This window comes from Candidatus Jidaibacter acanthamoeba, assembly GCF_000815465.1.
GTDB lineage: Bacteria > Pseudomonadota > Alphaproteobacteria > Rickettsiales > Midichloriaceae > Jidaibacter > Jidaibacter acanthamoebae.
The window spans coordinates 1-4641 of the sequence record NZ_JSWE01000095.1 but is presented as its reverse complement, the minus strand read 5'-3'; the positions used below and the strand labels follow the sequence as shown (position 1 = coordinate 4641).

The following is a 4641-nucleotide window of genomic DNA, read 5'->3' as shown; positions in this document are numbered from 1 at the left end:
GCGAACGAAGGGTTGGAGCGGGCAGGGGGTTGAGCCCGTGTTTACCGCGCATGCCGAGTGAAACGAAGGCAGAGCGGAATTAACCGGTGCATCCATATTTGCAACAAGTGCTAGCTATGCAAAAAATTAATAAACAGGAGTTTAAAAGAGTGATAAAATATTATGGTAATAAAAGTAAAAGCTTGCCTTAAATTGGTTCGTATTGATTCTTTAAAGGAAAGATTTTAAGGATATTTGGAAACATAGTATTATCGAACCACATGGTTTAAATGTAGATAACTGCGGCATATACAGGTGCTTTCAAGATAGCTTTATGCGATGTAGCGGAAGTGAGTTATAAACTTGCAGATATAAGATTACAGATTAGCAGAAATGGATATAAAGGTAATTGAGCTTAAAAGACGGTAGCGTATTAGGTATGGTAACTTAAATCAGAACTAGGTTAATGAATGTATTATATTCTATAGCATTAAGAGAAATTAAGTTTAAGGATGTTTTTGCCCAATCCCCCGAAAAGGTAAAATTTTATCCTAAGAAATTGTTGAATTAGTTAAACAAAATAATCAGAATACAAATACTATATCCTATTATCCCACTTGACACATATCCCACATTAGAGTATTATTATATAATAAAGTATTTAAGAATTAAATTATGAGAACTGAAAATTTTAAAATGCTTAAATTGGATTCTAAAGGAAGAGTGTGTTTAGGCAAATTAATAGAAAAAGGAGTTAGCAGCTATAAAGCTTATGTTGATGAAGATACTCATAGAGTTATCTTAGAACCATATGTAGAGATTCCTATAAAAGAAGCTTGGCTTTTTAATAATATAGACGCATTAAATCAAGTCAGAAAAGGTATTGAGGAATCTGCCAAAGGTGAAGTACAAGATATAGGAAGCTTTTCCAAATATGTTTCCGAGAATGAATAATGCTTTTTCGTTTATTATTTACTAAACAAGCTGCCGAAGATTTAAGAAGATTAAAAGAAAATAAGAGCCTTCAAAAAAGATATAAAGCAGTATGCAAAACACTAGGATATTTGGAAGCTAATCCCAAGCATCCGAGTTTGCAAACACATAAATATAGTGCAATACAAGGACTTAACGGAGAAGAGATATTAGAAGCTTATGCGGAAAATAAAACACCTGCTGCATATAGAATTTTTTGGCATTATGGTATAGGTAAAGGTATCATAACAATTATTGCAATAACCCCGCATCCATAAAAAATAATCTTGTTAAAGAATATAACCATGAGAGCATGTATATTGACAAAAAGCTGAGATATAGTAATTTCCTATTAATATTTTATAAGAATTAATCAATGTTATGACTTTAATAAACCATGTAAAACTATTTACTTATTTTGTGATTATTTATTTCGCAATTATTGTAATTGGAATAAGTACATATGGTATGGTTAAGTTCTATGAAATTCCTGTTTATGGGTCTCGTGATTTAATTATAAGCTTTTCCCTTCTTCTATGGTATTTAATAGGCATATACTTAACAGGGTGGACTGCATATAATTGTAGTAGAAAAGCAAAATTGATATTAAATAGTTCAAAGTAAATTGTATAAGTTTAGCCCTTGTTAATTAAGAACTATAAAGGAAGTAGGTACAAGTTTTTATCACAAGTTAGCGCCCTTATAAGCAAGGTGAGGGAGCGCGCCCCCAAAAAGCGCCGTAGCGACCTCACCGCTTTAACTGTATTGTTTAGTTTCCCTTCCTTTTAGCATATAACTTGTTCTTTTTTCCTTTCAATGTTGAAGAATAATAACTACCCTACCCCCTTTAGCTCATCCCACCTGGTACTATACCTGGGTGATAGTAATTCAGCCTTTACCTTCCATTCCTTCTTTATCCCCTCGGCTGCATGCTGTATGGTGCCTCTGCCGTACTTCTTATTTAGTAAATCAACTGCCTGCATTAATGCTTTTGACCTTTTTTTATGTGTATGGCTGTATTCCTCCAGTATATCCTGCTGTAGGTAACTATCTTGTACTATGTTAAGTAAGATCACTCCTGCTTTCTTATATTGGAACCCGCTTTTATATACTGCTTCCAAACCCTTTATTGCCGCATTGATTAGTAACCCCGTATCTGAGGTAGGATAGACAAGCTCAACTACTTTCCCATTATTATATTGCGTGGTGTTCTTATAGTAATCCGTCCTTATGTAAACATATAAGCTATATACTTTAGAGTTCTGCATTCTAAGCTTTCTTGCTGCATTTGCAGTATAGCTTGCAACTGCTTCCCTTAGTTCCCTAATCTCACTTACACTTCTGCCAAATGTACGTGTAGAAGAAATAGACTTCTTTGCTTCTATCTCCTCAAGCTCTAAACAAGCAATACCGTTTAGCTCATATATTATTCTCTCCATAACTACGGAGAAGTGCTCTCTGATAAATTTAGGGCTTGCTTGTTTTAAGTCATAAGCAGTTCTGATATTAAACTTGAGTTCTAATCTTGTTCCCCATTGCTTACCTATACCCCATACATCATAAATACTAAGAGCCTTTAGGGTTATATCTATATCTTCTACATTAAATAGTACCCCTACCCCGCTCTCAGACTTCTTAGCTACCTCTCCTGCTGCTTTAGCTAATGTCTTAGTATAACTTATACCTATTGATACCGGAATACCAGTCCAAAGCATTACTTTTCTACGAAGCATTATACAAAATGTAAGAGGATCAAGAATACCTGTCAAATCAACAAAAGCTTCATCTATCGAGTATACTTCCATATCGGGTACAAATGCTTCCAGTGTCGCCATTACTCTTTGTGATATATCGCCATATAGCTCGTAATTAGAAGAGTGAGTGATTATCTTATGTCTCCTACATATTTCTTCAAACTTAAAGTAAGGTGCCCCCATAGGGATACCGAGTAGCTTAGACTCATTAGAGCGAGATACCACACAACCGTCATTATTCGATAACACAACTACAGGCTTACCTATATAAGAAGGATTAAACAACCTTTCACATGAAACGTAAAAATTATTACAGTCGATAAGAGCTATAACCTTACTCATAAGTACTAGAATTTATGGATGACCGCGGTAGCTACACCCCAGATTACTATACCTGGAGTGGTTGTAACATTAATTGAAGTGTAGTTATCATTTTCAGGAAGTAAGAGTATAATGCCGTTATCGTTATAATATCTTCTTATTATCAGCCCTCCCCCGTATGTAGCAACTACCACTTTGCCGTTCTCAGGAGTGATGCTTCTATCTACGACAACTAAGTCCCCGATAAATATACCTATATTAATCATTGCATCACTGACTGTACGCATGAAGTAAGTAGCGGGAGGGTTTTTAACTAAGTAACCGTTAAGGTCAATGAGTTCATCTATAAAGCTATCACCGAATGTAGGAGCACCTGCAGAGACTTTAGAGCTAAAGAAAGGTAAAGAGTAAACGTTATTACCTGAAGCAGAGAAGTCCTCCTCTACCAGCTTAACTTTATCCTTATTGTCATCTCTATCTTTGCCCCAAGTAAGCTCAATGATATTTGAGTTGATCAGAAGCTTAAGTTCTGTTTTTCTGTTACAATTATAATTAGTATTATTCATATATGCCAGTGTATATTACCTATACAATAGAAGGCTAAATGATATACGTACGCTAATCAAGTTAAGTTATGATAAACATTTATAGCAGGATTGAGACGAAAACATTACATTACTTATCTAAGAAGCAAACTTAGCATATTTTCTGAGTCATCATAGAGTTGGTTAATATGTTTTTAAGACATACCGGCAAATAGGGTATTAAGTAGAATTTACCTTAGTTGAACACAACAAACTAAAAAAGAAGTTTAAGTTAAAGGTTTTTTGTTTTCATGTAAGGTAATATATACGCTGTCAGCGTATATATTACTACTTAAAGTATTAAAACAGGTAGGTTATGGACAATAATTATTCTGAATTATATGAGCTTTATGAAAAACTAAAGAAATCCAATGCGGTTCTTGAGCCTCTAAGCCCTGCTAAGATTAAAGCGATTAGGAAATCTTATAATCTGTCTCAGTTAGGATTTGCAAAGATGCTTAAGATTAAGGTTAAAACCTTACAGAATTATGAGATAGGAAGAACAACCCCGCCTAGTACTGCTACAGCCCTTTTTATATTGGCTAGGGATCATCCTGAGCTGTTTAATGAATGTATAGAGCCTAATTCAAAGCCTTTTATGTATTAGGTGCTATTTACCTAGGAATAAACTTAGCTTCTCTTCTTAGTAATCATAAAATTTTTTAATGCATGCTTAATCATTCCTTGGCAGAATGCTTTGGCAATTTCATCTGATACTTCCTTATTTTCTAATAGAAACTCATATAATGCTCCGGTCAAAACCTCTACCTCATGCTTAGGACATCCTAGGCTTTTATTTGTTAATACATTTAGTACCATCTTAGAAGCTTTATCATATAGTTCAGGATCAATCTGGTTTTTATTTAAAGTATAATCCGGGCTTTTACTAATATACTCATTTAGATCTATTCCTAGGCCGGTTGCTATTTTCTCAATTATTTCTTTCCTTTTTATATTCCTATGGATTACGTTCTCAGGTTGTGTTGCAAAGAATAGAAATTGGAGATAGATGTTGGTAGAAGCAAATAACT

At 34.2% G+C, this 4641-nt stretch carries 6 protein-coding genes; 3 read left to right on the top strand and 3 right to left on the bottom strand.

The features are described from left to right. Positions 1–654: 654 nt before the first annotated feature. Complete coding sequence (locus tag NF27_RS04235) at positions 655–933, top strand: hypothetical protein (protein ID WP_239647817.1); 279 nt, start codon at positions 655–657, stop codon at positions 931–933. Further along, entirely contained in the window at positions 933–1229 is a 297-nt protein-coding gene (locus NF27_RS13000; protein WP_039456205.1) for a hypothetical protein, read from the top strand. Before NF27_RS04235 ends, NF27_RS13000 begins: the two co-directional genes overlap by 1 nt. A 555-nt stretch (positions 1230–1784) precedes the next feature. Here NF27_RS13000 and NF27_RS04225 read toward each other — a convergent pair. Continuing rightward, on the bottom strand, positions 1785–3047 hold the full coding sequence (locus NF27_RS04225) for a Y-family DNA polymerase (RefSeq protein WP_039456200.1): 1263 nt from the start codon (positions 3045–3047) through the stop codon (positions 1785–1787). Between the two features lie 5 nt (positions 3048–3052). Further along, positions 3053–3592: a LexA family protein gene (locus tag NF27_RS04220; protein ID WP_053332565.1), complete on the bottom strand. Its 540-nt coding sequence runs from the start codon at positions 3590–3592 to the stop codon at positions 3053–3055. A gap of 334 nt (positions 3593–3926) precedes the next feature. Between NF27_RS04220 and NF27_RS04215 the strand changes: the two genes are divergently transcribed. After that, positions 3927–4217, top strand: a complete 291-nt coding sequence (locus NF27_RS04215) for a helix-turn-helix domain-containing protein (RefSeq protein ID WP_039456197.1) — start codon at positions 3927–3929, stop codon at positions 4215–4217. Between the two features lie 23 nt (positions 4218–4240). Here the strand turns inward: NF27_RS04215 and NF27_RS12375 are convergent. Then, on the bottom strand, positions 4241–4641 hold a 401-nt coding region (locus tag NF27_RS12375; RefSeq protein WP_039456195.1), incomplete at its 5' end, for a hypothetical protein.

What these genes read in the sequence shown, in the direction of transcription:
- NF27_RS04235 (WP_239647817.1), top strand. Translation starts at nt 655, where the DNA reads ATGAGAACTGAAAATTTTAAAATGCTTAAATTGGATTCTAAAGGAAGA.
- NF27_RS04220 (WP_053332565.1), bottom strand. Translation starts at nt 3,592, where the DNA reads ATGAATAATACTAATTATAATTGTAACAGAAAAACAGAACTTAAGCTT.
- NF27_RS04225 (WP_039456200.1), bottom strand. Translation starts at nt 3,047, where the DNA reads ATGAGTAAGGTTATAGCTCTTATCGACTGTAATAATTTTTACGTTTCA.
- NF27_RS13000 (WP_039456205.1), top strand. Translation starts at nt 933, where the DNA reads ATGCTTTTTCGTTTATTATTTACTAAACAAGCTGCCGAAGATTTAAGA.
- NF27_RS04215 (WP_039456197.1), top strand. Translation starts at nt 3,927, where the DNA reads ATGGACAATAATTATTCTGAATTATATGAGCTTTATGAAAAACTAAAG.